Annotated in this window: 23 protein-coding genes and 1 tRNA gene; 14 read left to right on the top strand and 10 right to left on the bottom strand. The window is 67.8% G+C overall.

The genetic code is table 11. The features are described from left to right. Nucleotides 1–13: 13 nt before the first annotated feature. The 3 genes from ahcY (at nt 14) to metF (ending at nt 2,754) form a co-directional block, all read left to right on the top strand. Complete coding sequence (gene ahcY, locus QZM15_RS30445) at nt 14–1,432, top strand: adenosylhomocysteinase (RefSeq protein WP_059503304.1); 1,419 nt, start codon at nt 14–16, stop codon at nt 1,430–1,432. A gap of 103 nt (nt 1,433–1,535) precedes the next feature. Next, nucleotides 1,536–1,889, top strand: coding sequence for a phage holin family protein (locus tag QZM15_RS30440; RefSeq protein WP_011882923.1), 354 nt, complete (start codon nt 1,536–1,538; stop codon nt 1,887–1,889). A gap of 34 nt (nt 1,890–1,923) precedes the next feature. Next, on the top strand, nt 1,924–2,754 hold the full coding sequence (gene metF, locus QZM15_RS30435) for a methylenetetrahydrofolate reductase [NAD(P)H] (protein ID WP_059578135.1): 831 nt from the start codon (nt 1,924–1,926) through the stop codon (nt 2,752–2,754). A gap of 104 nt (nt 2,755–2,858) precedes the next feature. Here the strand turns inward: metF and QZM15_RS30430 are convergent, their stop codons facing one another. Beyond that, nucleotides 2,859–4,337 carry an amidase gene (locus tag QZM15_RS30430; RefSeq protein ID WP_059638576.1) on the bottom strand — a complete coding sequence of 493 codons (1,479 nt, stop codon included), beginning with the start codon at nt 4,335–4,337 and terminating at the stop codon, nt 2,859–2,861. Between the two features lie 79 nt (nt 4,338–4,416). After that, nucleotides 4,417–5,109, bottom strand: a complete 693-nt coding sequence (locus QZM15_RS30425; RefSeq protein WP_226225727.1) for a dienelactone hydrolase family protein — start codon at nt 5,107–5,109, stop codon at nt 4,417–4,419. A gap of 239 nt (nt 5,110–5,348) precedes the next feature. Here QZM15_RS30425 and QZM15_RS30420 point away from each other — a divergent pair, with 239 nt between their 5' ends. Together QZM15_RS30420 and QZM15_RS30415 are read left to right on the top strand one after the other, a co-directional pair. After that, nucleotides 5,349–6,431, top strand: a complete 1,083-nt coding sequence (locus tag QZM15_RS30420; RefSeq protein WP_089464469.1) for a nitronate monooxygenase family protein — start codon at nt 5,349–5,351, stop codon at nt 6,429–6,431. Nucleotides 6,432–6,872: 441 nt separating this feature from the next. Continuing rightward, nucleotides 6,873–8,015 carry a branched-chain amino acid ABC transporter substrate-binding protein gene (locus QZM15_RS30415; protein WP_059578145.1) on the top strand — a complete coding sequence of 381 codons (1,143 nt, stop codon included), beginning with the start codon at nt 6,873–6,875 and terminating at the stop codon, nt 8,013–8,015. Nucleotides 8,016–8,104: 89 nt separating this feature from the next. Here QZM15_RS30415 and QZM15_RS30410 read toward each other — a convergent pair whose 3' ends face one another. Beyond that, nucleotides 8,105–9,322, bottom strand: a complete 1,218-nt coding sequence (locus QZM15_RS30410) for an MFS transporter (protein WP_059578148.1) — start codon at nt 9,320–9,322, stop codon at nt 8,105–8,107. Between the two features lie 239 nt (nt 9,323–9,561). Here QZM15_RS30410 and QZM15_RS30405 point away from each other — a divergent pair, with 239 nt between their 5' ends. The 3 genes from QZM15_RS30405 (at nt 9,562) to QZM15_RS30395 (ending at nt 12,283) form a co-directional block, all read left to right on the top strand. Continuing rightward, entirely contained in the window at nt 9,562–10,221 is a 660-nt protein-coding gene (locus tag QZM15_RS30405) for a HugZ family protein (RefSeq protein ID WP_226225732.1), read from the top strand. A gap of 354 nt (nt 10,222–10,575) precedes the next feature. Further along, entirely contained in the window at nt 10,576–10,869 is a 294-nt protein-coding gene (locus QZM15_RS30400; protein ID WP_006491875.1) for an H-NS family nucleoid-associated regulatory protein, read from the top strand. Between the two features lie 256 nt (nt 10,870–11,125). After that, on the top strand, nt 11,126–12,283 hold the full coding sequence (locus QZM15_RS30395; RefSeq protein WP_059578152.1) for a cation diffusion facilitator family transporter: 1,158 nt from the start codon (nt 11,126–11,128) through the stop codon (nt 12,281–12,283). Nucleotides 12,284–12,333: 50 nt separating this feature from the next. Here the strand turns inward: QZM15_RS30395 and QZM15_RS30390 are convergent, their stop codons facing one another. The 3 genes from QZM15_RS30390 to QZM15_RS30380 form a co-directional block, all read right to left on the bottom strand. Continuing rightward, a complete protein-coding gene (locus QZM15_RS30390) occupies nt 12,334–12,804 on the bottom strand; it encodes an Lrp/AsnC family transcriptional regulator (protein ID WP_006477376.1) in 471 nt (156 codons plus the stop codon). Nucleotides 12,805–12,883: 79 nt separating this feature from the next. After that, nucleotides 12,884–13,543, bottom strand: a complete 660-nt coding sequence (locus QZM15_RS30385) for an exonuclease (RefSeq protein WP_006483674.1) — start codon at nt 13,541–13,543, stop codon at nt 12,884–12,886. Then, nucleotides 13,540–14,184, bottom strand: a complete 645-nt coding sequence (locus tag QZM15_RS30380; RefSeq protein WP_060008793.1) for an MBL fold metallo-hydrolase — start codon at nt 14,182–14,184, stop codon at nt 13,540–13,542. The genes QZM15_RS30385 and QZM15_RS30380 overlap by 4 nt, the downstream gene beginning before the upstream one ends. A gap of 652 nt (nt 14,185–14,836) precedes the next feature. Here QZM15_RS30380 and QZM15_RS30375 point away from each other — a divergent pair. Next, a complete protein-coding gene (locus QZM15_RS30375; protein ID WP_059578260.1) occupies nt 14,837–15,448 on the top strand; it encodes a septal ring lytic transglycosylase RlpA family protein in 612 nt (203 codons plus the stop codon). Between the two features lie 91 nt (nt 15,449–15,539). On the opposite strand, the gene rsmI is transcribed toward QZM15_RS30375, so the two are convergent. Further along, nucleotides 15,540–16,427: a 16S rRNA (cytidine(1402)-2'-O)-methyltransferase gene (gene rsmI, locus QZM15_RS30370; RefSeq protein WP_226225734.1), complete on the bottom strand. Its 888-nt coding sequence runs from the start codon at nt 16,425–16,427 to the stop codon at nt 15,540–15,542. 46 nt (nt 16,428–16,473) lie between these two features. Here rsmI and QZM15_RS30365 point away from each other — a divergent pair, with 46 nt between their 5' ends. The 5 genes from QZM15_RS30365 (at nt 16,474) to QZM15_RS30345 (ending at nt 18,932) form a co-directional block, all read left to right on the top strand. Beyond that, nucleotides 16,474–16,902, top strand: a complete 429-nt coding sequence (locus QZM15_RS30365; protein ID WP_275905656.1) for a YraN family protein — start codon at nt 16,474–16,476, stop codon at nt 16,900–16,902. Nucleotides 16,903–17,028: 126 nt separating this feature from the next. After that, nucleotides 17,029–17,613, top strand: coding sequence for an SIS domain-containing protein (locus tag QZM15_RS30360; protein ID WP_060310187.1), 585 nt, complete (start codon nt 17,029–17,031; stop codon nt 17,611–17,613). A gap of 17 nt (nt 17,614–17,630) precedes the next feature. Further along, on the top strand, nt 17,631–18,431 hold the full coding sequence (locus tag QZM15_RS30355) for a BON domain-containing protein (RefSeq protein WP_059578262.1): 801 nt from the start codon (nt 17,631–17,633) through the stop codon (nt 18,429–18,431). Beyond that, complete coding sequence (locus QZM15_RS30350) at nt 18,428–18,790, top strand: c-type cytochrome (RefSeq protein WP_302107824.1); 363 nt, start codon at nt 18,428–18,430, stop codon at nt 18,788–18,790. Before QZM15_RS30355 ends, QZM15_RS30350 begins: the two co-directional genes overlap by 4 nt. A 66-nt stretch (nt 18,791–18,856) precedes the next feature. Then, nucleotides 18,857–18,932, top strand: a tRNA-Ala gene (locus QZM15_RS30345). A gap of 68 nt (nt 18,933–19,000) precedes the next feature. Here QZM15_RS30345 and QZM15_RS30340 read toward each other — a convergent pair. The 3 genes from QZM15_RS30340 to QZM15_RS30330 form a co-directional block, all read right to left on the bottom strand. Further along, nucleotides 19,001–19,312, bottom strand: coding sequence for a hypothetical protein (locus tag QZM15_RS30340; RefSeq protein ID WP_059578168.1), 312 nt, complete (start codon nt 19,310–19,312; stop codon nt 19,001–19,003). A 125-nt stretch (nt 19,313–19,437) separates the two neighbouring features. Further along, complete coding sequence (locus QZM15_RS30335) at nt 19,438–20,829, bottom strand: enolase C-terminal domain-like protein (protein WP_302107823.1); 1,392 nt, start codon at nt 20,827–20,829, stop codon at nt 19,438–19,440. A 62-nt stretch (nt 20,830–20,891) separates the two neighbouring features. After that, complete coding sequence (locus tag QZM15_RS30330; protein WP_275905634.1) at nt 20,892–22,232, bottom strand: MFS transporter; 1,341 nt, start codon at nt 22,230–22,232, stop codon at nt 20,892–20,894. Nucleotides 22,233–22,480: the final 248 nt, after the last annotated feature.

Below are 22,480 nucleotides of genomic sequence, written 5' to 3'. Positions count from 1 at the left end.
AAAGGAGGGCGTGATGAACGCCATTATCGATTCCAAGGCTTCCCACGATTACGTCGTCGCCGACATGGCGCTGGCTGGCTGGGGCCGCAAGGAACTCAACATCGCCGAGACCGAAATGCCGGGCCTCGTGCAGATCCGCGACGAATACAAGGCGCAGCAGCCGCTGAAGGGCGCGCGCATTGCCGGTTCGCTGCACATGACGATCCAGACGGGCGTGCTGATCGAGACGCTGAAGGCGCTCGGCGCGGACGTGCGCTGGGCGTCGTGCAACATCTTCTCGACGCAGGATCACGCGGCCGCAGCGATCGTCGAAGCCGGCACGCCGGTGTTCGCGTTCAAGGGCGAGTCGCTCGACGAATACTGGGAGTTCTCGCACCGCATCTTCGAATGGCCGAACGGCGAATTCGCGAACATGATCCTCGACGACGGCGGCGACGCCACGCTGCTGCTGATCCTCGGCTCGAAGGCCGAGAAGGACCGTTCGGTGATCGCGAAGCCGACCAACGAGGAAGAAGTCGCGCTGTACAAGTCGATCGCCGCGCACCTCGACGTCGACGCGAACTGGTACTCGAAGCGCCTCGCGCACATCAAGGGCGTGACGGAAGAAACCACGACCGGCGTGCACCGTCTGTACCAGATGGAAAAGGACGGCCGCCTGCCGTTCCCGGCGTTCAACGTGAACGATTCGGTCACGAAGTCGAAGTTCGACAACCTGTACGGCTGCCGCGAGTCGCTCGTCGACGGCATCAAGCGCGCGACCGACGTGATGATCGCGGGCAAGGTCGCGGTCGTCGCCGGCTACGGCGACGTGGGCAAGGGTTGCGCGCAATCGCTGCGCGGCCTGGGCGCGACCGTGTGGGTCACCGAAATCGATCCGATCTGCGCGCTGCAGGCGGCGATGGAAGGCTACCGCGTCGTGACGATGGAATACGCGGCGGACAAGGCCGACATCTTCGTGACGGCAACCGGCAACTACCACGTGATCAATCACGATCACATGAAGGCGATGCGTCACAACGCGATCGTCTGCAACATCGGTCACTTCGACTCGGAAATCGACGTCGCGTCGACGCGCCAGTACCAGTGGGAAAACATCAAGCCGCAGGTCGACCACATCATCTTCCCGGACGGCAAGCGCATCATCCTGCTGGCCGAAGGCCGCCTCGTGAACCTCGGCTGCGCGACCGGCCACCCGTCGTTCGTGATGTCGAATTCGTTCGCGAACCAGACGCTCGCGCAGATCGAACTCTTCACGCGCGGCGACCAGTACGAGAACAAGGTGTACGTGCTGCCGAAGCATCTCGATGAAAAGGTCGCGCGCCTGCACCTCGCGCGCATCGGCGCGAACCTGTCGGTGCTGTCGGACGAGCAGGCCGCGTACATCGGCGTGCAGAAGGACGGCCCGTTCAAGCCGAACCACTACCGCTACTGATGCGCCGCCGCCGCGCCGTGCATGCCCGTCGCGGGCCGCGCGGCGCGGCGGCGCTCACCGATCGTACCGATCGTACCGATCGACAACCGAACCGGAGCCCTCCATGAGCGTCATCCTCACCTGGGTCATCAACGCGCTCGCGCTGCTGATCATCACGTACCTCGTGCCGTCGATCCACATCAAGAGCTTCGGCACCGCGTTGATCGTCGCGGTCGTGCTCGGGCTGATCAACACGGTGATCCGGCCGGTGCTGATCCTGCTGACGCTGCCCGTCACGATCGTCACGCTCGGGGTGTTCATCCTCGTCGTGAACGCGCTGTGCTTCTGGTTCGCGTCGTCGCTGCTGAAGGGCTTCGAGGTGTCGGGGTTCTGGTCCGCGTTCTTCGGTTCGATCCTGTACAGCATCGTGTCGTGGCTGCTGTCCGCCCTCATCTTCGGCCAGCGCGACATCGGCTGAGGGCCGGCGGGCGCAGGCCCAACCCCATCGAATCATGAAACCGATCGAACTCTCGTTTGAATTCTTCCCGCCGAAGACGGCGGACGGCGTCGAAAAGCTGCGCGCCACGCGCGCGCAGCTGCTGCCGCTGAAGCCGAAATTCGTCTCCGTGACGTTCGGCGCCGGCGGCTCGACGCAGCAGGGCACGCTCGATACCGTGCTCGACATGCAGAAGGACGGCCTCGAGGCCGCGCCGCACCTGTCGTGCATCGGCTCGTCGCGCGACAGCCTGCGCGCGATCCTCGACCAGTACCGCTCGCACGGCATCCGGCACATCGTCGCGCTGCGCGGCGACCTGCCGTCGGGGATGGGCGCGGTCGGCGAGCTGCGCTATGCGTCGGAGCTCGTCAGCTTCATCCGCGCCGAGCACGGCGACTGGTTCCACATCGAGGTCGCAGGCTACCCGGAGTACCACCCGCAATCGCGCTCGCCGAAGGCCGATCTCGAGAATTTCGCGCGCAAGGTGAAAGCCGGCGCGAATTCCGCGATCACGCAGTACTTCTTCAACGCGGATGCGTATTTCCGCTTCGTCGACGACGCGCGCAAGCTGGGCGTGGACGTGCCGATCGTGCCGGGGATCATGCCGATCACGAACTTCTCGCAGTTGATGCGCTTCTCCGAGATGTGCGGAGCCGAAGTGCCGCGCTGGGTCGCGCGCCGGCTCGAGAGCTTCGGCGACGATCGCGAGTCGATCCGCGCGTTCGGCGCGGACGTCGTCACGGGCCTGTGCCAGCGCCTGATCGACGCGGGCGTGCCGGGGCTGCACTTCTACACGCTGAACGCGGCGGTCGCGACGCGGACGATCTGCGAACGGCTCGCGGTGTAAGCGCCGTCACGCGGTTGCATGCGTGAAAGCCCCGCCGGTTTGCGCCGGCGGGGCTTTTTCATGGTTCATCGAGAAGTACGACGCGCGGCGCAAACGCGCGCGCGTCAGCGCTGCGCCTGCATCAGCGGCGGGCGGCGGTCGAACCACGGCCGCGCCTGTTCGAGCTGCCGCGCGAGCCGGAGCAGCAACGCGTCGTCGGCGTGGCGCGCGGCGAACTGCACGCCGATCGGCAGCCCGCGCGCGTTCCAGTACAGCGGCACCGACATCGCCGGCTGGCCGGTCAGGTTGAACAGCTCGGTGCAGCCGGCCCACGCGAACGCCTTCTCCGACGACTTCGCGAGCATTTCCTTCAGCAGCGGCTTCACCGGCAGCGCGGCGACGAGCTTCATCTGCGCGGATTCGAACGGCGTCGGCTGCAGTTCGCCGATCTTCACCGGCGGCCCCGCGAGCGACGCGCACAGGATCGCGTCGTAGCGCGACACGAGGCCCGCGACCTGCACGGTGAGCTGGCGCTGCCATTCGAGCACGTCCGCCAGGCGCGTGCGCGCGAGGCGGCGGCCGACCACGGCCATCGCCCACGTCGCGGCCTCGAATTCGCCGCGCCGCGGCGCGCGGCCCGTCAGTTCGCGCGCGCCGAGCACCATGTCCTCGGCGATCGTCGCCCACAGCGTGAGGAAGGTTTCGGCCGCGCGCGCGTAGTCGATCGGCAGCGTCGCCGGCTCGACGTGGTGGCCGAGCGATTCGAGCAGCGCGGCCGCGTCGTCGAGCGCCGCGCGCGTGTCGGCCGCGAGCGCCGGCGCGAGCATCGGATCGACGACGAGGCCGATCCGCAGCGGGCCGGGCGGCGTATCGAGCGCGCCGAGGAAGGTGCCGGGCGCGCCGGGCGGCCGCGTCTGGCCGGTCGTCACGTCGAGCAGCAGCGCACTGTCGCGCACGCTGCGCGACACCGCGTGCTGGACGACGAGTTCGCCGTTCGACGGCAGGTCGACGAGCACCGGATTGCGGCTCGGCTTCAGGCCGAACAGCCCGCAGCACGACGCCGGAATGCGGATCGAGCCGCCGCCGTCGGACGCATGCGCGAGCGGCACGATGCCGGCCGCGACGGCCGCCGCCGCGCCGCCGCTCGAGCCGCCGGGCGTATGGTCGAGGTTCCACGGGTTGCGGCACGCGCCGAACAGCGCCGGTTCCGTGTACGGCATCTGGCCGATCTCGGACGTGTTGGTCTTGCCGAATATGTTCAGGCCCGCCGCGCGGCTGCGCGCGATCACCGGCGAATCGTCGGCCGGCACGAAGTACCGGTAGTGCCGGCTGCCCATCGACAGCGGCAGCCCGGCGACCGCCGCGCCGAGATCCTTGACGAGATACGGCACGCCCGCGAACGGCGTATCGGCGCCGGGTGCGGGCGTGGCCGCCGCACGCGCGCGCGCGGCTTCGTAGTCGTGCAGCACGATCGCGTTGATCGCGCCGTTGACCGCTTCGGCCTGGCCGATCGCGGCGTCGAGCAGTTCGCGCGGGCTGGCCTGGCGGTCGCGCACGAGCGCGGCGAGGCCGATTGCGTCATGCGCGAGATAGTCCGAGTGCATCGCGGTCACCCCCGTGTGATTCATGGCGATGGTGCGAGCATAACGCGGGCCCGGCGTGCGGGCCCGCGGCCGTGCCTTTTTAAAGATGCTCGGCGAGGAACGTCAGCGTGCGACCGTGCGCGAGCGCCGCGGCACGTTGGTTGTACGATGCGCGATCCGTGCAGTTGAAGCCGTGCTCGGCGCCCGGGTACACGTGGAACGACGCGTGGCCGCGGCCGGCGAATGCGGCCTTCACCTGGTCGACGGCGTCGAGCGGAATGCCGTGGTCGTTTTCCGCGTAGTGGAACAGGATCGGCTGCGTGATCTGGCCGGCGAGGTCGAGTGCGTTCTGGATGCCGCCGCCGTAATAGGACACCGCCGCGTCGAGCTTGCCGGTCGCGGCCGCGCGATACGCGAGCTGGCCGCCGAAGCAGTAGCCGATCGCGGCGAGCTTGCCGGCCACTTCGGGACGGGCGCGCAACGTGTCGGCCGCCGCGACGATGTCCGCGACCGCGAGACCCACGTCGGTTTTCTTCAGCAGCTCGATGCCCTTGTCGCGATCCGCGCCCTCGTAGGTCAGCTCGACGCGCGGCTGCGTGCGCCAGAACACGTCGGGCGCGAGCGCGACGAAGCCGTCGGCCGCATACTGGTCGGCGACCGCACGGATGTGCGCGTTCACGCCGAAGATCTCCTGGATGATGATGACGGCAGGCCCCTTGCCGCGCTTGGGCAGTGCGAGATAGCCGCCGAAGCTGTCGTTACCGGTCGGGATGTCGATCCATTGGGCAGTCACGTTCTGAACTCCTGGCGTGCGGGGTGCGGGAAGCGCCCCGGAGTGATAAGAGGCGGCCTAGGGCGTGAACACGCCCTAGTGTGCCACCAATCGCCCGCTGCTGCAGCGCACGCGGGCGCTTCTCGCGCAGCGATCGTTTCGATCTCGATTATTCATTTTTCGGCGCCGCGCCGCTTCGATAAAGTCGATGTGCCGGCCTTTACAAAGCGCTTTCGCGCACCGTCATCGAAGGATTCGCCATGTCTGCCCGCTCGTTTTCCACGCCCTTTTCCGAACGCTTCGGCCTGCGTCTGCCGCTCGTGCAGGCGCCGATGGTCGGCGCGACCACGACCGCGATGGTCGCCGCCGCATCGAATGCCGGTGCGCTCGGCAGCCTCGGCGCCGGCGCGCTCGCACCGGAGCGCATCGGGACGGAAGTCGCCGCGATCCGCGCGGCGACCGATCGCCCGTTCGCGATCAACCTGTTCGTCTTGCCCGATGAAGTCGCGCCGGACGCGGCGACCGTCTCGCGCGCACTCGCGGCGATCGACCCGCTGAACGCCGCGCTCGGCCTGCCGCCGGGCACGGCGCCTGCGCGCTACGCGCCCGATTTCCGCGCGCAGCTCGATGCGCTCGTCGCGCTGCGCGTGCCGGTCGCGAGCTTCACGTTCGGCGTGCTCGACGCGGCCGACGTCGCGCGCCTGAAAGCCGCCGGCACCTATGTGATCGGCACCGCGACGCACGTCGCCGAGGGGCTCGCGTGGCGGGCGGCCGGCGCCGACGCGCTGTCCGCGCAGGGCGCCGAGGCGGGCGGCCATCGCGGCACCTTCATCGGTTCGGCCGCCGACGCGCTGATCGGCACGCTCGCGCTCGTCCCGCAGCTCGTCGACGCGACGGGCCTGCCGGTGCTCGCCGCGGGCGGCATCATGGACGGCCGCGGCATCGCGGCCGCGCTCGCGCTCGGCGCGCAGGGCGCCCAGCTCGGCACCGCGTTTCTCACGTGCGCGGAAAGCGCGATCGCAGCCGACTGGAAGGCGCGCCTGCTCGCGAGCGCCGATACGTCGACGCAGGTCACGCGCGCGATCACCGGCCGTCATGCACGCGGGCTGCGCAACACGCTGATGGCGCGGCTCGGCGAGCACGAGGCCGACGCCGCGCCGTATCCGGTGCAGAACGCGCTGACCCAGCCGCTGCGCCAGGCCGCCGCGCGCGCGAACGACGGCGACTATCTGTCGCTGTGGGCCGGCCAGGGCGCGCCGCTCGCGCGGCGGCGCGGCGATGCGCTGACGACGGCGCAACTGATCGCCGCGCTCGACGCCGAATGGCGCGCATCGGCTGCCTGAACACTGCTTCGGCCGCTTGAACCATTCATGTCATCGGGCGACGAAACGCGCGTGGTGTCACGCGCGTTTCATTCAATGATCCAAGTCACAAAATACCGAATCGAAATGCCTCCGGGAATGGGCTGAAACGACCTTTCGACGGATCGCCGTGAATTAGCGGAAACCCTTATCCGGCGGGGCCTGCAGCGATATTCGAGTCATTTCTCCAAAGCGCCGATATCGGTAGTGTTACCACTACCCCAAAAAAGTCCCACAAATTAATTTGATCACCTACACTTGCGCGCAAGTACGGGCGGGCGGCTGCTAAAAGCGGCTGTTTTCACGTGCTTGAGGCCAAGTGCATGAAGGATGCAACCGGCGAATCGTCCAGTGATTGCAAACACAGGGATGGCAGCGGGGCACCGGGCGATGGCGTTTATTGGGACCGAACTGGAGACTTACATGAATATCAAGATGCAAAAGCTGTTGCCGATCACCGCAGCGGCGATGCTGTGTGCTGCAGCTGCAAGCAACGCGTCCGCCGATCAAGTCGTCAAGATCGGCCACGTCGCGCCGTTGACGGGCGGCATTGCACACCTGGGCAAGGACAACGAAAACGGCGCGCGTCTCGCCGTCGAGGAACTCAACGCGAAGGGTCTCACGATCGGCGGCCAGAAGATCACGCTGCAACTCGACCCGCAGGACGACGCCGCCGACCCGCGGCAGGCGACGCAGGTTGCGCAGAAGCTCGTCGACGACAAGGTCGTCGCGGTGGTCGGCCACCTGAACTCCGGCACGTCGATCCCGGCGTCGAAGATCTACAGCGACGCGGGCATCGTGCAGATCTCGCCGTCGGCGACCAACCCGGCGTACACGCAGCAGGGCTTCAAGACCACGTACCGCGTGGTCGCGACCGATGCGCAGCAGGGCCCGGCACTGGCGAACTACGCGCACTCGAAGGGCATCAAGAGCGTGGCGGTGGTCGACGATTCGACCGCGTACGGCCAAGGCCTCGCGAACGAGTTCGAGAAGAAGGCGAAGGCGCTCGGCCTGAAGGTGATGTCGCATGACGCGACCAACGACAAGGCGGTCGACTTCCGCGCGATTCTGACCAAGATCAAGGGCGAAAACCCGGACGCGATCATGTACGGCGGCATGGACGCCACCGGCGGCCCGTTCGCGAAACAGGCGAAGCAGCTCGGCCTGCGCGCGAAGATCTTCGCGGGCGACGGCGTGTGCACGGAGAAGCTGGCCGACCTGGCCGGCGACGCGACCGACAACATCGTGTGCTCGGAAGCCGGTGCCTCGCTCGAGAAGATGCCGGGCGGCGCGGCGTTCAAGGCGAAGTACGAGAAGCGTTTCGGCCAGCCGATCCAGATCTACGCACCGTTCACGTATGACGCCGTGTACATCATCGCCGACGCGATGAAGCGCGCGAACTCGACGGACCCGGCGAAGATCCTCGCGGCGATGCCGGCGACGAAGTACACGGGCGTGATCGGCACGACGACGTTCGATTCGAAGGGCGACCTGCAGCACGGCGTGATCTCGCTGTACAACTACAAGAGCGGCAAGAAGTCGCTGCTCGACGAAGTGAAGATGTAACGCGGCAAGCGGCCGACAGAAGGGGTGAAAACGCGCATGCGGCAACGCATGCGCGTTTTCTTTTGGGGCCGGCGGGCGCCGGCGGGCCGTCAGATCTTCAGGTGCGCGAGCACCCTCGGCGCGACGAGTGCGACGAGCGCCGCGCACAGCGCGACGACCGACAGGCCGACCGTCAGGTTCGCGGCCTGCGCGACCGCGCCGATCACGACCGGACCGAACAGCAGACCGAAATACGCGAGCCCGGCCACGTGCGCGAGCCCTTCGGCCGCGTGGATGCCCTTCACGCGCGCGGCGGCCGCGAACAGCACGGGCATCATGTTGGCCAGCCCGAGGCCCATCAGCGTGAAGCCGGTGAGCACCGCGGCCGGATACGGCAGCAGCAGCGCGCCGATCATCCCCGCGCAGGCGAGCGACGCGCTCGCGAACACGAGCTGCGGCGCGCCGAAACGGGCGCGCACGGCGTCGCCCGCGAAGCGCGCGATGGCCATCCCGCCCGAGAACGCCGCGTACGCGGCGCTCGCGAGCGCGGGGCTCGCCGCGACGACGTCGCGCATGTAGACCGTCGCCCAGTCGTACATCGCGCCTTCGGCGATCAGCGCGATCAGCGCGATGCCGCCGAGCATCCACAACGCAGGCGAGCGCCAGCGGTTGCCGCCGCCGTGCGCGTGCTCGTGATGCGGCACGTGCGGCAGCACGGCAGGGCTCGCGGCCACGAGCACCGCGGCGCTCACCGCCGCCGCGAGCGCGAGATGCGCGACGGGCGCCATGCCGGCCGACAGCAGCGCGCCGCCGGCCGCCGCGCCGGCCATCCCGCCGATGCTGAACATCCCGTGCAGCGACGACATGATCGGTTTGCCGAGTGCGATTTCGACCGCGCTGGCCTCGGCATTCATCGCGACGTCGAGCGTCGCCATCGAGAAGCCGAACAGCGCGAGCACCGCGATCAGCATCCAGTAGTCGGGCACGACGAGGATCAGCGCCGCGCACGCGGCCATCACGAGCCCGCCGGCGAGGCACGCGGTGCGCGAACCGACGCGCGCGATCCAGCGCGCGATGGTCAGCATCGCGGCGATCGACCCGCCGGCGACCGCGAACAGCGCGATCGACAGCAGCCCGGGGCTCAGCGCGAACTTGTCGCGCACGGTCGGCACGTGCACGCCCCACGACGCGTACATCATGCCGGCGACGAAGAACAGCGCCATCGACGCCGTGCGCGCGCGCTGGCGGGCCGGCAAGGGCAGCACGCGGTGCGCGTCGGGCGGCGCGGCGAACGGAGACGACGATTCGGGGGAGGAGGATTCGGACACGGGAAGGCTCGTCAGGGAAATGCGCGGGCGCGGGCGGCGCCGGTCGGATTTGTCCGATTCTATCGAACCGCTTACGATCCTGCCGGGCGCTGGCCGTTCGGCCGAGGCGCGGGCGATCGCGCCATCCCGCGGCGGCGTCCCCGATCGCGCATTGGCCATCCGGCCGATGCGCGGCGCGCGGCGCCCGCGGGTAACATCGAAACCATCCCCGCCGCCGCTTTTTCACCGCAGGAGTCCCCTTGAACATCGATCCCGCCCGTACCTTGCATCTGCTGCACCGTTGCGCGTTCGGCACGCTCGCTACTCATACGCGCGAACCGCAGGGCTTCCCGTATCCGACGGTCGTCCCGTTTGCGCCCGATGCAAGCCATCGGCCCGTGATCCTGGTGAGCGGCCTGGCCGAGCACACGCGCAATCTCGCCGCCGATCCGCGTGCGGGCTTTCTCGTCGTCGATGCAGGCGGCGACGATGTCCTGGGCGCCGAGCGCGCGACGCTGCTGGGCCGGTTCGTGCCGCTCGGCGACGATCCGCACGTCACCGCGCGCTACCGGCGCTACGAGCCGGACGCCGAGCGCTATCTGGCGCTCGGCGATTTCGCGTTCTGGGCGCTCGAGATCGAGCGGCTGCGCCATATCGTCGGGTTCGGGCGAATGGGCTGGGTCGACGGCACGCGTCTCGATACGCTGCCGCCGCTCGCGTTCGACGACGAACAGGCGCTGTGGTATGCCTACGACACGAGCGACGCGCGCCGCGACGGGCTCGACCTGCTCGGCGTCGATCGCCATGGCGCGGACTGGCGATGCGACGGCCGCCGCGTGCGTACGCCGTTCGACGCGCCGCTGGCCGACACCGCGGCGTTGCGCGATCGGCTGATTGCCTGCGCCCGGGATGTGACGTGACGTCGCGGGTCAGGATTTGTCCGTTTAGCGAACGGCGTCATGTAGTTTTCGCAAAACTGTCGTCCGATGAAAGCTTTGATTTTTTCGAATGCGGGTAATTGCGTATGTTGATAGACCGAATAGCCAATCGCTAATGTCCTAATCTCTGTACGGGAGCGTGAAAATTTGAGAAAAGGCCGCGGCCGGTCAAAATGACATGTGCGAATTACAATGCATCTCAGGATTTTCATGAATCTCGCTTCTATCAAATCTTTTTTGTGCTAATCTCTGCCTTCGAAAATCCGAGGCACATATATTTCATGAATGGTGAGCTGGCTGCAGACCGGCGCCATTGGTCAGATAGAAAGGGAAACTATGTCTTCTTACAAGGACCTGCTGGCCCAGCGGGAGAAGCTGGAGAAGCAAATCGAAGAAGCGAAGTCGCGTGAATACGCTGAAGTACTGAATGACGTGAAGCAGAAAATTGCCGACTACGGCTTTTCGCTCGCCGAACTCGGTCTCAGCCGCGCGAAGGCCGGCAAGGTCGGCCGTCCGCGCGCTGGCGTGGCGGCAAAGTACCGCGATCCGGAAACGGGCGCGACGTGGTCGGGCCGTGGCAAGCCGCCGCGCTGGATCGCCGGCAAGAACCGCGAACAGTTCGCGATTTAAACGTTCGTTCAGGTTGCCCGCTCTTCGAAAGAGCCGCGTATCCGTCGAGGAGCGCGGCTTTTTTGTTTTCGGGCTGCCGGCGGCCCGTGTCGGCGCTGTCACGAAAATGTAAGAATCCGGTGTGAATGAAAATGCGACACGTTCGCATAAGCGATTGATTTAAATGGGAAATTTGTGGGTATTGGAAGGGCGTGCGGCGCGTCTTTGATAGAATTGCGTATCGCACACCGATGCGCACACCGATATCTCATATTTCATGTCCACGTTTTCCGGCGACGCGCAGGGCGCAGATAAGCACGCCGTTGCGCGCAAGAGCACGCTCGTCAGTATTGTGCTGAATGTCGTACTTGCGACATTTCAGATCGTCGTCGGCGTGATTGCGCATTCGCAGGCATTGATTGCCGACGGCGTGCATTCGATTTCCGATTTGATCTCGGATTTTGTCGTGCTGGTTGCGAATCGGCATAGCGGCGCGTCGCCCGATGCCGACCACAATTACGGCCATAGCCGCTACGAGACGGTCGCGTCGCTGTTTCTCGGCGCGATCCTGATTGCGGTCGGTATCGGCATGCTCTGGCGCGCCGGCGACCGCCTCGTTAATCTCGAAAATATTCCGGCCGTGCATTTTTCCGCGCTGATCGTTGCGCTGACGGTGCTCGTGTCGAAGGAAGCGCTGTTTCGCTACATGCTGCGCGAAGCGCGGCGCGTGCGCTCGGCGATGCTGGTCGCGAACGCATGGCATGCGCGTTCGGATGCCGCGTCGTCGCTCGTCGTCGCGATCGGCATCGTCGGCAGCCTGGCCGGCGTGCGGCTGCTCGACCCGATCGCGGCGGCGATCGTCGGCTTCATGGTCGCGCGCATGGGCTGGACGTTCGGCTATGACGCGTTGCAGGACCTCTCCGACCGCGCGCTCGATACGGCCGACACGGCCGAGATTCGCGCGCTGCTCGTCGCGACGCCCGGCGTGCGCGACGTGCACGACCTGCGCACGCGCAAGATGGGCGATGCCGCGCTCGTCGATGCGCACATCCTCGTCGATCCGAAGATCTCCGTCTCCGAAGGTCATTACATCGCCGAGACCGCGCGTGCGCGCGTGCTGTCCGACCCGCGCGTGCTCGATGCGCTGATCCATGTCGACCCGGAGAACGACGCGGCGCGGCGCCCGGCGCTCGCGCTGCCGCCGCGCGGGGAGCTCGCGGCGCGGCTCGAGGCCGCGCTCGCGCAGCGCGGGCTGCGTGCGGCGGCGATCAACCTGCATTACCTGAGTACGGGGCTCGAGGTCGACGTGACGCTCGACAGCGACCCGCGCGACACCGACGCGGCGCTGGCCGGCCGGCTCGACGTCGAGACGCTGAAGCGCGAGTTCGGCGCGCGCCGGATCAGCTTCACGCGTACGTTGCCCGCGCCGACGTGACCGGCAGGTAGCCCGCGACGCGCGGCCCGCCGCAGCGGCAGGCCGGCGCGTTACAGCGGCAATTGCGTGTCGAACTTGATTTCGCGCAGCACGACGCTCGTGCGCACCTGCGACACGGCCGGGATCTTGAAGATGCGCTCGTGGAGGAACACGTCGTAGGCCTTGATGTCCGGCGCGACGATCTTGAGGATGTAATCGGCTTCGCCGGTCGTGCTGTAGCACTCGGTGACTTCCGGGCAGGTCGCGATCTCGCGCTCGAACTGCTCGACGCCGCCCTCGTTGTGGCGCGTCAGGTGCACGTGCGCGAGCGCGCAGACGTGCAGGCCGAGCTTCTCGCGATCGAGCAGCGCCGTGTAGCGCTGGATCACGCCCGACTGTTCCATGTCCTTGATGCGGCGCCAGCACGGCGTGCTCGACAGCCCGACCTGGTCGGAGATTTCCTGAACGGAGCGGCGCGCGTCGAGCTGCAACAGGCGAAGGATTTTTTGCGAAAAGGAATCGAGCGTCACCTGCGCCTCCATGCGGCAGCTACAACACGCTGAATGTTAGAGGGCCGGGAAAGGAAAGGCAATCTGGCGACGCGTCGCTGAGCGAGATTCGCTAATTTGCTCGCGGATCCGTGGGATTTTGTCCCGCCCCCGCGCTTTCCGACCGATCGGTATCCGACACCGCGAGGCCCGCCAGCGCGGCCTGCTGCCGGCGCAGGTCGGCGAGCATGTTGCAGAACAGCGCGCCTTGCTCGATCGCGTCGTCGAGCGCGACGTGCGTGTGCGGATGGTCGTCGAACCAGTGCTTCGGAAAGCGCGGCTTGATCGCCTTGCGGTACGGCAGGCCCGTCATCGCGAACGCGAGCGTCTTGATGTCGAGCGCCGACCACGAGAACGGGCAGCGCCCCGCGAAGCGCATCATGTACCAGAACATGAACGTGAAGTCGAAGCCGGCCGGCATCGCGACGAACACCGGCTTGCCGGGCAGCGCCTCGACCCATTCGACGTAGGCGACGAGCGCCGCCTCGGGCGTCTGCAGGTCGCGCCGGCACGCGGCCCAGGCTTCCGGCTCGGTCTTCCACCACGCTTCCTGCACCGGGTGCGCGTGCGCGCCGGGCAGCGTCTCGAGGTTCGCCGAGAACGTCGCGATCAGCTGCTTGTCCTCGGTATAGGCGGCCGACGCGAAGCTCAGCATCGAGTGCGGGCCGGGAATCGGGCCGTCGGCCTCGACGTCGGTGCTGACGTAAATTTCCGGGATGGCGGTCTGGTTCATCCGAATACCTTGTCGGACACGAACGGGTTCGTGCGGCGCTCGTCGCCGAACGTCGACACGGGGCCGTGGCCGGGCACGAACGTGACGTCGTCGCCGAGCGGCCACAGCTTTTCCTTGATCGAACGGACGAGATCCTCGTGATTGCCGCGCGGGAAATCGGTCCGGCCGATCGAGCCCGCGAACAGCACGTCGCCGACGATCGCGACGCGATGCGCGCGGCTGAAGAACACCACGTGGCCGGGCGTGTGGCCCGGGCAGTGATAGACCTCGAGCGTCTCGTCGCCGAACTGCACGGTGTCGCCGTCGTTCAGCCACCGGTCGGGTTCGAAGCTGTCGGCGGCCGGAAAGCCGAAGCGCTCGCTCTGCGTCGGCAGCTTCTCGATCCAGAAGCGCTCTTCTTCCTGCGGCCCCTCGATCGGCACGCTGTAGCGCGTCGCGAGCGTCTTGGCGCCCGCGCAGTGATCGATGTGCCCGTGCGTGAGCAGCACCTTGTCGACCTGCACGTTCTGCCGCGCGATTTCCTGTTCGATCCGGTCGAGATCGCCGCCCGGATCGACGACGGCGGCGCGGCCCGTCTTCTCGCAGACGAGCAGCGAGCAATTCTGCTGGAACGGCGTGACCGGAATGAGCGTGACTTTCATGGAGGCACCGGCGGCTAAAAGGAGCGATTGTACCGGTCGTGCGCGCGGCCTGCCGTGCGTGCGACGCACCCCGAGGTGCACGCATCAGGGCATTCCCGGAGCATGCCGATTGTTACAGCCATAGCGAGAATCAATGGTCCGCCGGGGACCCTTTTCGAGACAAGGTTTTGATTTATGTATAATGCGCCCCATTGCGCGTGAATTTCACGCCATTCGCTGGTGTTTCGGCCCCGTTAAACGAGGCATCCGATTCACCGTCAAGCATCGGCCGCCGGGGAGTCCGGCGGTGTATCCAGCACCGAACATTCGGTGCTCACGTCTTGTCCGGCCGGGCGCTGCGCGCCCGCCTGCGGCCTTGCTGCCGCGCCGCCGGATGAGGCCTGTGCCGCCGTTCCTGTGCGTTGGTCGTATCGACGCGCGCGAACGTGGAGCCATGTTCGATGGCGGCATGTGGGGTCTGGTCAGGCTGTTGGGGACAGGTTGCGCCAGACGTGAAAACTAATCAGGACGGTTGCGGCCCAGACGAACGCCGCGCCCATGCTAGCCGCCTGCTCGCATTCGAGCGGGGCGTGCACGCATTTGCCGTCCGGGCCGCATCGCGTTGTGAAGCAGCGTTGTATCGATGCGGCCCGAACCAGAAGGCGACACGTCGATGAATTTACGTTTTCCGAGCCGATTCGGAACCATTGCATTGTTTTTTGCGCTGACGGGCTGTGCGGTGCCACCCAGCCAGACCACCGGCAGCGTGAACCCGAAGCGGGCGGTCGACAAGACGGCCGCTGCCGCGAAGGCGGACGACGACAAGCAGCCGCTCAATTTCGATTCCGCGCTGGCATCGATGCCGGCCGCCGACAGCAAGGACGCGAAGAAGTCGTCGCTGGCCGACGCCGAGCCGATCGACGGCAAGGATGTATCCGATTTCCGCCAGAGCGGCCGCGCATCGTGGTACGGGCGCGATTTCCACGGCCGCCGCACCGCGAACGGCGAGCGCTTCAACATGAACGCGTTCACCGCCGCGCACCGCACGCTGCCGCTGTCGTCGTACATCAAGGTGACGAACGCATCGACCGGCAAGTGGGTCGTCGTGAAGGTCAACGATCGCGGGCCGTTCAAGCGCGGCCGCGTGCTCGACCTGTCGTATGCGGCGGCCAAGGTGATCGGCCTCGTGCACGCCGGCACGGGCCGCGTGAAGATCGAAGGGCTGTCGCCGCAAGAAGCGCGCGAGGCGCGCGACGAAATGTTCGCGTCGATCTCGGCGAAATAACGCGGCGATCCCGTCCGGAGAATCCACCGCTCATGCACAAAGGGCTGCCTTCCGGCAGCCCTTTGTACTTTTCGCGCGGCGGCGGCGCGCGTCAGTCTTCCCTGCCTTCCTTCAGCACCAGCGCACGCGCATACAGCGTGTTGCGCGATGCGCCCGTCAGCGCGGCCGCGAGCCGGGCCGCGCTCTTCACCGGCACCTCGTCCAGCAGCAGCCTGAGCAGCGCGTCGTGCGCGGTGTCGTCCGCTTCGCCGCTTGCCGCCGGCGCGCCTTCGACGACCAGCACGAACTCGCCGCGCTGGCGGTTCGCATCGCCGGCGAGCCAGCTCTGTCCTTCGGCCAGGGTGCCCTGGAACAACTGCTCGTGTAGCTTGGTGAGCTCGCGCGCGATCAGCAGCCGGCGCGCGGGGCCGAACGCGTCGGCGAGCGCGGCGACGGTTTCGGCGATCCGGTGCGGCGCTTCGTAGAACACCAGCGCGTACGGGTGCGACGCCAGCGCCTGCAGCGCGGTCGCGCGCTGTTTGGCCTTCGGCGGCAGGAAGCCCGCGAACGTGAACGCGCCGGCCCAGTCGCCGGCCACGCTCAGCGCGGTCACGGCCGCGCTCGCGCCGGGCAGCGGAACCACTGCGAAGCCGGCCGCGCGCACGGCGTCGACGAGCCGCGCGCCGGGGTCGGAGATGCCCGGCGTGCCGGCGTCCGACACATAGGCCACGCGTTCGCCGCCACGCAGCAGTTCGATCACGCGCTGCGCGGCTTCGCGTTCGTTGTGCTCGTGCACGGCCACGAGCGGTTTCGAGATCCCGTAGCGGGCGAGCAACTGGCCCGTGTTGCGGGTGTCTTCGGCCGCGATGCGGTCGGCGAGGCCGAGCACGTGCAGCGCGCGCAGCGTGATGTCGGCCGTATTGCCGATCGGCGTGGCGACCACGTAGAGCGCGGCGTCCGGGTAGTGCTGCGTATGCGCGAGTTCGAGGAGGGCAGTCATGGCAGGCAATGCACGCAATCGCGGCACGAACGGAACAAGGACGGCATTGTGCCACGCGGCGCCGGCCCGGCCGGACGGCGCGCGCGGCCGGCCGCCTTCGGGCGACAACTTTTCCGGCGCGACGCGATCCAAACCGGTCGGCGCGGCGTTCGAGCAGCGCGCGCGGCAGTTTCTCGAGCGTCATGGTCTCGCGTTCGTCGCCGCCAATGTGACGATGCGCGGCGGCGAGCTCGATCTCGTGATGCGCGAGCCCGACGGCATGCTCGTGTTCGTCGAGGTGCGCGCGCGGCGCAGCACCCGGCATGGCGGCGCGGCCGCGAGCGTCGGCTGGCGCAAGCGGCGGCGCCTGGTCGCGGCCGCGCTGCAGTTCTGGTCGCGGCACGGCGCCGGCGCCGCGTGCCGTTTCGACGTCGTCGCGTTCGAGGCCGGCCGGCTTGCGTGGCTGCGCGATGCATTTCGTACCGACGATGCGTAGCCGCGAGCTGTGACGAGATGTAAAGAGTTCTTGCCGGACCGCCGGAGAGGGCGCCGGAGTACGGTAAACTCGCCGCACCCACGATGTCGCGCGAGTTGTGCCGCGCGCCCAGTTCACCAGGAATCGATGTCAGTCGAACGTATTCAGCAACAATTTCGCGACAGCGCCGCGCTTCACGCCGAAGCGGCCGACGCGCTGTCGCTGCCGATCGCAGCCGCGGTCGATGCGATGTTCGCCGCACTGGCGAACGGCAACAAGATCGTCGCGTGCGGCGACGGCCCGTCGGCCGCCGCCGCGCAGTACCTCGCCGCGTCGCTCGTCGGCGGTTTCGAGCGCGAGCGTCCGGGCCTGCCCGCGATCGCGCTGGCCACCGACGCGTCGCAGGCCGGCCTCGCGGGCGTGGCGGCCGCCGAGCAGTTGTTCGCGCAGCAGGTGCGCGTGCTGGGCCAGACGGGCGACATCCTGCTGGTGCTCGATGCGGGCGGCGCATCGCCGCGCGTGCTCGCGGCGATCGGCGAGGCGCACGAGCGCGAGATGACCGTCGTCGCGTTGACGGGCGGCAACGACCACACGGTGGCGGCCGCGCTGTCCGACACCGATATTCCGATCAGCGTGCCCGCCGTTCGCGCGGCGCGCATCCACGAAGTCCATCTGCTGACCATCCACTGCCTGTGCGACGGCATCGACGCGATGCTGCTGGGTGAGGATTGAACGAAGGAGAGCCGTCGATGAATCAAAGCCGCGTCAAACAGACGCTCGTCAGAACCACGCTGCTCGCCGCGCTGACGGCGGGCCTCGCCGTGTCGCTGCAGGGCTGTGTGCTCGGGGTCGTGGGCGCAGCGGCCGGCGGCGGCGCGCTGATCGCGACCGATCGCCGTACGCTCGGCGCGCAGACGGAGGATCGCGAAATCCAGGTCAAGTCGCTCTCGCAGATCAACAACGGGCTGCCGGACCAGTCGCACGTGAACGTGACGGTGTTCAACCGCCGCGTGCTGCTGACGGGCGAGGTGCCGAACGATGCGTCGAAGCAGCGCGCCGAGGAAATCGTGCGTGGCATCAACAACGTGAACGGCATCGTCAACGAACTGTCGGTCGGGCCCGCGTCGTCGCTGTCGTCGCGCGCGAACGACTCGTACCTCGAAGGGCGCGTGAAGTCCGAGCTGATCGCGACGAAGGGCATCTCGGCGAACTACTATAAGGTCGTTGCCGAACGCGGCAATCTTTACCTGATGGGGCTCGTGACGGTGGACGAAGGCAATCGCGGCGCGGAAGCCGCGAGCCAGGTGCCGGGCGTCGAGAAGGTCGTGAAGGTGTTCCAGTACGTGAAGCCGCAGGACGCGCAGGCGCTGCAGGACGCGTCGCCCGCGAGCGGCGCATCCGGCGCGCAGGCGGCTGCCGCACCGGCGGACAGCGCGACGGTCGGCGCGGTGCCCGACGCGTCGGTGCAGTCCACGCCGCTGCAGCCGCCCGCGCCGATCTCGAATTCGTCGAGCGTGCATCCCGGCAATCCGAAGGCGAAGGCGCAATGACGGGCATGCAGATGAAGCAGATGAAACGCTGGATGGTGCGCGGTGGCGCAGCCATGGCGCTCGTGGCCGGCACGCTGGGCGCGGCGCACGCGGACGTCGGCGACGGCCTGAAAGTGGCGCGCGGCAACGCGTGCATGGGCTGCCACGCGGTCGACCGCAAGCTCGTCGGCCCGTCGTTCAAGGACATCGCCGCTCGCTACAAGTCCGATCCGCAGGCCGTCGCGAAGCTGTCGAAGAAGGTGAAGGACGGCGGCTCGGGCGTGTGGGGCGCGATTCCGATGCCCGCGCATCCGCGCATGAGCGACGCCGACGTCCGGTCGGTGGTCGAATGGGTGCTGGCCGGCGCGCCGTCAAAGTAACGCGTCGCGAGTGACGTAACCCCTATTGCCAAGCGTGGAAATGCGTGTGTATGATGGTCGTCTGTTGGGGCGGTAGCTCAGCTGGGAGAGCGTCGCGTTCGCAATGCGAAGGTCGGGAGTTCGATCCTCCTCCGCTCCACCAACGGAATTTGAAAGGCCCGATCGCAAGATCGGGCCTTTTTGTTTTCCGCGAGCCATGGGCGCGACGCGCTAGGTCGCCAACTGGCAGGCCAACCTGAACGCAGGCACCGACAGCACGGCGAACCCCACCGTCATGGCCGCGAGCACCGCGGTTCTTCTCCGCAGCAGCACGCACAGGGCGATCGACAGCCCGTAGAACGCGCAGGTCAAAATGATGATCCATACGAGCGCCGCGTAGCCCGCACCGCCTTCGAAATTCGACACGTGCCGCGTGATCCGGGTCGCGACATAGCCGGCGACGGTCATGCTCGCGGGCAGACACAGCGCCGAATACAGCACGAAGACGATGATCTGCCGCGGTGTCGGACCGGATGACGTCATGAAAAGCGATATTTGCGAATGGACGAGGAGCGCCCGACCGTCCGCCGCACGGGTCGATCCAGGCAGCCGGCAGGATGCGGCCGTTTCCCGTATTTGGCAACCGCCCCCGTCAGCACACCGCCCCGTCACCCGCGCCCGAAACTCGGCCGCTTCGGATCGTACGTCCACCCCGGCACCAGATAGCGCATCGCCACCGCATCGTCGCGCGCGGTGCCGCCCACCTGCCGGTACAGCGCATGCGCGGCCTCGACCTGTGCCATGTCCAGCTCGATGCCGAGCCCCGGCCGCTCCGGCACGGCCACCTTGCCGCCGACGATCGCGAGCGGCTCGCGCGTGAGCCGCGCGTCGCCTTCCTGCCAGATCCAGTGCGTGTCGATCGCGGTGATCGTGCCGGGCGCGGCCGCCGCCGCATGCGTGAACATCGCGAGCGACACGTCGAAGTGGTTGTTCGAGTGCGAGCCCCACGTGAGCCCCCAGTCGCGGCACAGCTGCGCGAGCCGCACCGAGCCCTGCATCGTCCAGAAATGCGGATCGGCGAGCGGGATGTCGACCGCCTGCAGCCGCACCGCGTGATCCATCTGCCGCCAGTCGGTCGCGATCATGTTGGTCGCGGTCGGGATCCCCGTCGCGCGGCGGAATTCGGCCATCACCTCGCGGCCCGAATAGCCGCCTTCCGGCCCGCACGGATCTTCCGCGTACGCGAGCAGGCGGCCTTGCCCGCGGCACAGCGCGACGGCCTCGTCGAGCGACCACGCGCCGTTCGGATCGAGCGTCGTGCGCGCGTCGGGAAAGCGCGCCTTGATCGCCGCGATCGCTTCCATCTCGTCCGCGCCGGCCATCACGCCGCCCTTCAGCTTGAAATCGGCGAAACCGTAGCGCTCGACCGCGGCTTCGGCCTGCCGCGCGATCGCGGCCGGCGTGAGCGCCGCTTCGTTGCGCAGCCGGAACCATGGGTCCGACGCATGCGCCTCGTCGCGATACGGCAGATCGGTGCGGCGCCGGTCGCCGATGTAGAACAGGTACGCGAGCATCGGCACCGCGTCGCGCTGCTGGCCTTCGCCGAGCAGCGCCGCGACCGGCACGTCGAGATGCTGGCCGAGCAGGTCGAGCAGCGCGGCCTCGATCGCGGTGATCACGTTGTCGAGCCGCAGGTTGATCTCGTGCGGCTGGCGCAGCACGGCCGCCTCGCCGGCCGACGTCACTTCGTGGCGGATCGTGCGCCCGGCGCCGGCGCCGGACAGCGCCGCGCGCACCGCGTTGAGCGTCGCCTGGTAGCGCCCGATCGGCTGCCCGACCACGCGATCCGTCATGCGCTCGAGCGCGTGGCGAATGCCTTCGCCGCCCGGCACTTCGCCGACGCCCGTATGCCCGCTGCTGTCGTCGAGGATCACGAGGTTGCGCGTGAAGTACGGCGCGTGCGCGCCGCACAGGTTGAGCAGCATGCTGTCGCGGCCGGCGACGGGAATCACCTGCATGCGCGTGACGCGCGGGGTGCCGGCACGGCTGGTTTCGGACATCGGTTCGCTCCTGGTTCCGGTGGCGCGCGGGCCGACGGACGCGCCGGCGCGGCCAGCGCGGTTCATTGAAGCTCGACGCGGCGGATCTCGCCGACGACGAACAGGTAGCAGATCACGGCGACGAGCGCGTGCGCGACGACATAGACGAGCGCGCCGTTGAACGAGCCGCTGCGGTCGACGATATAGCCGATCGCGATCGGCGTCGTGATGCTGGAAAGGTTGCCGCAGGTGTTGAGCAGCGCGCCGCTCAGCCCGGCGATCTGGCGCGGTGCGGTGTCGGCGTTGACGGCCCAGCCGAGCGCGCCGAGCCCCTTGCCGAAGAACGACAGCGCCATGAACAGCACGACGAGCACGTGCGAATCGGTGTAGTTGCAGACGATCATCGACATCGACAGCAGCATGCCGATCACGATCGGCACCTTGCGCGCGACCGACAGCGAGCGGCCCTGCCTGAGCAGCGCATCGGACACGACGCCGCCGAGAATCCCGCCGAGGAACCCGCACACGGCCGGGATCGACGCGACGAGCCCCGCGTTGAGGATCGACATCCCGCGCGCCTGCACGAGATAGACGGGAAACCACGTGATGAAGAAGTAGGTGAGCGCGTTGATGCAGTACTGCGCGACGTATACGCCGACCAGCATCCGGTTGCGCAGCAGCGCCTTCACGTGGCGCATCGACGGGCCGCCGTCGCGCCCGCCCGTCGCCTGGTCGATGTTGACGAGCGCACCGCCTTCGGCGAGGTAGTCGAGTTCCGCGCGGTTGATGCTCGGGTGCTCCTTCGGGTCGTACATCGTGCGGTTCCACACCAGCACGAACGCGAAGCCGAGCACGCCCATCACCGCGAACACCGCCTGCCAGCCGAACGCGTGCACGAGCCAGCCCATCAGCGGCGCGAACACGACGGTCGCCGCGTACTGGGCGGCGTTGAAGATCGCCGACGCGGTGCCGCGTTCGGCGGCCGGGAACCACGCGGACACGATCCGGCTGTTGGCGGGGAACGACGGCGCCTCGGCCGCGCCGACCAGGAACCGCAGCCCGAACAGCAGCGCGAACGCGGCCGCACCGCCGAAGAAGCCGATGCCGCCCTGCAGCAGCGTGAACAGCGACCAGAAGAAGATGCTGAATGCGTAGACGATACGCGATCCGTAGCGGTCGAGCAGCCAGCCGCCCGGCAGTTGCGCGACCACGTACGACCAGCCGAACGCGGAAAAGATGAAGCCCATCTGCACGTGGCTCAGGTGCAGCGCGCGGGCGAGGCTCGGGCCCGCGATCGCGATGGCCGCACGATCCGCGTAGTTGATCGTCGTGACCGCGAACAGGACGGCGAGCACCAGCCAGCGCACGCGGGTGCGCCGGGCCGTTGCCGACGCGGACGCCGGCAGCGCGTGAAGCGGATTCATGACTTGTCTCCTCCGAAGGGCGGAAGGTGCCGTCGTGCGGCAGGCGCGTCGGTGCGCGCGTGATGTGGGTGGATGCCGCCGGCGAGAGGCCGGGCACCCGACGCCGATGCGAGGGCGTCCGGGCCATTCTGTCATGTCGAAACTTGCGTTTTCATGCCAATTGCTGACTCGATCGATTCAGCATTTGAATCGATCGGGCGAGGTTCCCCGCGGTCGACCCCGCAGGATGGGAACTCGATGAGGGCGAT

This window comes from Burkholderia sp. AU44665, assembly GCF_030504405.1.
Taxonomy (GTDB): domain Bacteria; phylum Pseudomonadota; class Gammaproteobacteria; order Burkholderiales; family Burkholderiaceae; genus Burkholderia; species Burkholderia semiarida.
Note: the sequence above shows the minus strand (reverse complement) of the source record. Positions and strands in the feature narration are given on the sequence as shown.

Coding starts and splice junctions, on each gene's coding strand:
- QZM15_RS30415 (WP_059578145.1), top strand. CDS start 6,873: ATGAATATCAAGATGCAAAAGCTGTTGCCGATCACCGCAGCGGCGATG.
- QZM15_RS30330 (WP_275905634.1), bottom strand. CDS start 22,232: ATGAATCCGCTTCACGCGCTGCCGGCGTCCGCGTCGGCAACGGCCCGG.
- QZM15_RS30440 (WP_011882923.1), top strand. CDS start 1,536: ATGAGCGTCATCCTCACCTGGGTCATCAACGCGCTCGCGCTGCTGATC.
- QZM15_RS30400 (WP_006491875.1), top strand. CDS start 10,576: ATGTCTTCTTACAAGGACCTGCTGGCCCAGCGGGAGAAGCTGGAGAAG.
- QZM15_RS30380 (WP_060008793.1), bottom strand. CDS start 14,184: ATGAAAGTCACGCTCATTCCGGTCACGCCGTTCCAGCAGAATTGCTCG.
- QZM15_RS30340 (WP_059578168.1), bottom strand. CDS start 19,312: ATGACGTCATCCGGTCCGACACCGCGGCAGATCATCGTCTTCGTGCTG.
- QZM15_RS30385 (WP_006483674.1), bottom strand. CDS start 13,543: ATGAACCAGACCGCCATCCCGGAAATTTACGTCAGCACCGACGTCGAG.
- QZM15_RS30355 (WP_059578262.1), top strand. CDS start 17,631: ATGAATCAAAGCCGCGTCAAACAGACGCTCGTCAGAACCACGCTGCTC.
- ahcY (WP_059503304.1), top strand. CDS start 14: ATGAACGCCATTATCGATTCCAAGGCTTCCCACGATTACGTCGTCGCC.
- QZM15_RS30430 (WP_059638576.1), bottom strand. CDS start 4,337: ATGCACTCGGACTATCTCGCGCATGACGCAATCGGCCTCGCCGCGCTC.
- rsmI (WP_226225734.1), bottom strand. CDS start 16,427: ATGACTGCCCTCCTCGAACTCGCGCATACGCAGCACTACCCGGACGCC.
- QZM15_RS30335 (WP_302107823.1), bottom strand. CDS start 20,829: ATGTCCGAAACCAGCCGTGCCGGCACCCCGCGCGTCACGCGCATGCAG.
- metF (WP_059578135.1), top strand. CDS start 1,924: ATGAAACCGATCGAACTCTCGTTTGAATTCTTCCCGCCGAAGACGGCG.
- QZM15_RS30420 (WP_089464469.1), top strand. CDS start 5,349: ATGTCTGCCCGCTCGTTTTCCACGCCCTTTTCCGAACGCTTCGGCCTG.
- QZM15_RS30390 (WP_006477376.1), bottom strand. CDS start 12,804: ATGGAGGCGCAGGTGACGCTCGATTCCTTTTCGCAAAAAATCCTTCGC.
- QZM15_RS30375 (WP_059578260.1), top strand. CDS start 14,837: ATGAATTTACGTTTTCCGAGCCGATTCGGAACCATTGCATTGTTTTTT.
- QZM15_RS30360 (WP_060310187.1), top strand. CDS start 17,029: ATGTCAGTCGAACGTATTCAGCAACAATTTCGCGACAGCGCCGCGCTT.
- QZM15_RS30395 (WP_059578152.1), top strand. CDS start 11,126: ATGTCCACGTTTTCCGGCGACGCGCAGGGCGCAGATAAGCACGCCGTT.
- QZM15_RS30350 (WP_302107824.1), top strand. CDS start 18,428: ATGACGGGCATGCAGATGAAGCAGATGAAACGCTGGATGGTGCGCGGT.